4 protein-coding genes are annotated in these 3,083 nt (G+C 62.0%); all 4 read left to right on the forward strand.

Annotation, left to right across the window (positions count from 1 at the left end; all coding sequences use genetic code 11):
• The first annotated feature begins 241 nt into the window (after positions 1 to 241).
• A complete protein-coding gene (locus tag Q0K06_RS13780) occupies positions 242 to 880 on the forward strand; it encodes a hypothetical protein (protein ID WP_294553709.1) in 639 nt (212 codons plus the stop codon).
• Positions 877 to 1,176 carry a DUF1294 domain-containing protein gene (locus tag Q0K06_RS13785; protein ID WP_294553713.1) on the forward strand — a complete coding sequence of 100 codons (300 nt, stop codon included), beginning with the start codon at positions 877 to 879 and terminating at the stop codon, positions 1,174 to 1,176. Before Q0K06_RS13780 ends, Q0K06_RS13785 begins: the two co-directional genes overlap by 4 nt.
• Positions 1,177 to 1,311: 135 nt before the next feature.
• Positions 1,312 to 2,490 carry a cation diffusion facilitator family transporter gene (locus tag Q0K06_RS13790; RefSeq protein WP_294553716.1) on the forward strand — a complete coding sequence of 393 codons (1,179 nt, stop codon included), beginning with the start codon at positions 1,312 to 1,314 and terminating at the stop codon, positions 2,488 to 2,490.
• A gap of 108 nt (positions 2,491 to 2,598) precedes the next feature.
• A partial coding sequence (locus Q0K06_RS13795; RefSeq protein WP_294553720.1) for a response regulator transcription factor occupies positions 2,599 to 3,083 on the forward strand: 485 nt, incomplete at its 3' end.

Consider the following 3,083-nt stretch of genomic DNA (forward strand, 5'->3'; position numbering starts at 1 on the left):
CCCCTTTAGGGGTATTGTCTGTATTATGCCCTTATAGGGCTTAATCAAGCCTCCGGCTTAGCCGGAGGTTGTGACTTAGGCCAAGTCCGCGGCGGAGGTTCCCATTTTCCGGCGGATACGCTATAATACTGTCTGTTGAATAAACCGCTGCAGTTTATTCCCAGGGCACAACCGCCTGCCGGCTCCGGCAGGGCGGCATCAATACGGCGCACTCAGCGCCGGGAACCGAGGTTGACCAGTTTTGAAGCATATTCTCTCCCTCTCTCACCCCCAGGCCATGGACATCCGCCGTCAGGACGGCGGACGCTCCCATGGCGCCGACCAGGACTGGTACACGCTGCCCTGGCGGCAGCGGGCGGGCTGCGGCCCTACCACTGCATCAGTCCAGATGGCCTATCTGGCCGCACAGCGGCCGTCTCTGGCGGCGCTGTGCCCGCTGGAGGGACGGGAACAGGAGACGTTTGTAGGTTATATGGACCAGGTGTGGGAGTATGTCACGCCCGGAGAGCACGGACTCAACCGGGTGGAGATGTATACCGGCGGCGTAGCCCGGTTCTGCGGAGACCGGGGCGTGAGGCTGGCGCCCCGGGCTCTGGAGGTGCCTGCCGGCGGGAACCGGCCCGGCTTTGACCGCTGTGCGGCCTTTATCCGGGCGGGGCTGGACTCCGACTGTCCCGTGGCCTTTCTCAACCTGGACAACGGGGCGGTGGAGGAGCTGGACAAGTGGCACTGGGTACTCCTCTCCGCGCTGGAGGAAGGGGACCGGGGGACGCTGGCCACTGTGGTGGACAACGGAAGGATTTTTGCCATCGACTTGAAGCTGTGGTATGACACCGCCCGGGACCTGGGCGGTTTTGTGTGGCTGGAGGAACTGCCTTGAGAGGTTTTTTGCTGCAATTCTGGCCCTGGCTGCTGGGCTGGGCCGGCATCATGAGCCTGCTGGATTTCTGCCTTATGGGCTTTGACAAGCGCCGGGCCAGACGGGACGGCTGGCGGGTGCGGGAGCGCACCTTTTTTATCGTGGCCCTGCTGGGCGGCGCTCTGGGCGGCGTAATTGGCATGTTCTGCTTCCGCCACAAGACCAGACACTGGTACTTCCGGTACGGCCTGCCCGCCATTCTGCTCCTCCAGCTGGGACTTGCGGCCTGGACGATGCTGTCCGTCGGGGCCACTTGACGGACCCGGCGGAGCGTGGGATAATATGCCAAGCCGGTCTGTTGATACGGGCCGCTGTGCTGCACAGGGGCGGGGCGGACGAGATCTTCCCCCTGAGACGCAGAAATTTGTGTGTTTGGTTCCGAGGTGCGGGATATGATTAATCTGTTGGTAAAGACCTTTGTAAAAGACTGCAATAATGTCCAGGACCCCCAGGTCCGGCAGCGGTATGGCGCCCTGTCCGGCGCTGTGGGCATCTTTCTCAACCTGATGCTGTCGGCGGGCAAGATGATTGCCGGCGTGCTCACCGGCTCCATCGCCATCACGGCGGACGCCTTCAACAACCTGACCGACGCGGGCTCGTCGGTGGTGACCCTGGTGGGCTTCCACATGGCGGGCAAGCAGGCCGACAACGACCACCCCTTCGGCCACGGACGCATTGAATACCTGTCCGGCCTGGCGGTGTCGGTGGTCATTCTGCTGGTGGGCCTGGAACTGGCCAAAAGCTCGGTGGAGAAAATTATCCACCCGGAGCCGGTGGAGTTCTCCTGGCTGTCCGCAGGCATTCTGGCGGCTGCAATCTGCGTCAAACTGTGGATGAGCTATTTCAACCGGAGCCTGTCCCGGCGCATTGGATCTGCCGCCATGGCCGCCACTGCCACCGATTCCCTGTCCGATGCGGTGGCTACCTCCGCCGTGCTGCTCAGCAGCCTGATCGGCAGATTTACCAGCGTGAACGTCGACGCCTGGGCGGGCATCCTGGTGGCTGTCTTTATCCTTCGGGCAGGCTGGGGCGCCGCCAAAGACACCCTGAATCCCCTCCTGGGGCAGAGTCCGGACCCGGAGCTGGTGAGGGAGATTGAGCAGACCATCCTGGCCCATCCCCAGGTGGTGGGCATCCACGACCTAATTATCCACGACTACGGCCCCGGGCGGTCCATGATGTCCCTCCATGCCGAGGTGCCCGCCGGGTCGGATATTATGGAGGTCCACGACGAGATTGACGCCATCGAGCGGGAGCTGAAGGCCAAGTACCATATTGAGGCCAGCATCCATATGGACCCCATTGTCACCGGGGACGAGACCATCAGCAAGGCCCGTCAGATGGTGCTGGATCTGGTCCGGGAGGTGGACCCGGCCATGACCATCCATGACTTCCGCATGACCAGCGGGCCCAAACACCGGAACCTGATCTTCGATGTGGTGGTGCCATACAGCGTCAAACGCAGCGACGACGAGGTGCGGCAGGAGATTGAGCGGAAAATCCGCGCCGCCGACCCCAACAGCTTTGCGGTCATCCAGGTGGACCGGGCCTATACCCAGGAGCCTGTCTGACCCGGTCAGTCTTTACAAAAAATTCACCCCATAGGGTGAAAAATGTCTATAATGTTATTAGCGATACCGCCGGCGCAGAGGCCGGCTGCGGAAGGATGGTGTACAAAAATGGCGCAGAAGGTGCTCATTGTGGAGGACGAGGCCAACATTGCCGAGCTGCTCCACCTCTACCTGGAGAAAGAGGGCTATGAGACCGCCGTGGCGCCGGACGGAGGAAAGGGCGTGGAGCTGTTCCGCTCCTTTCATCCCGACCTGGTGCTGCTGGATATTATGCTGCCCGTGATGGACGGCTGGTCGGTGCTCAAGAAGATCCGGGAGAGCGACAAGACCCCTGTTATTATGCTTACCGCCAAGGGCGAGACGGAGGACAAGGTCAACGGCCTGGAGGGGGGCGCGGACGACTACATCGTCAAGCCCTTTGAGATGAAGGAGGTGCTGGCACGCATCCACGCGGTGCTCCGCCGCTTCGGCGCGGAGGAGGAGGGGAGCGGAGAGAAAAAGCTCACCTTTGACAAGCTGGTCATCAATCTGGACTCCTACGAGCTGCTGGTGGACGGCAAGCGGGTGGATACGCCCCCCAAGGAGCTGGAGCT

The organism is uncultured Pseudoflavonifractor sp., from assembly GCF_944387805.1.
Lineage (GTDB): Bacteria > Bacillota > Clostridia > Oscillospirales > Oscillospiraceae > Pseudoflavonifractor.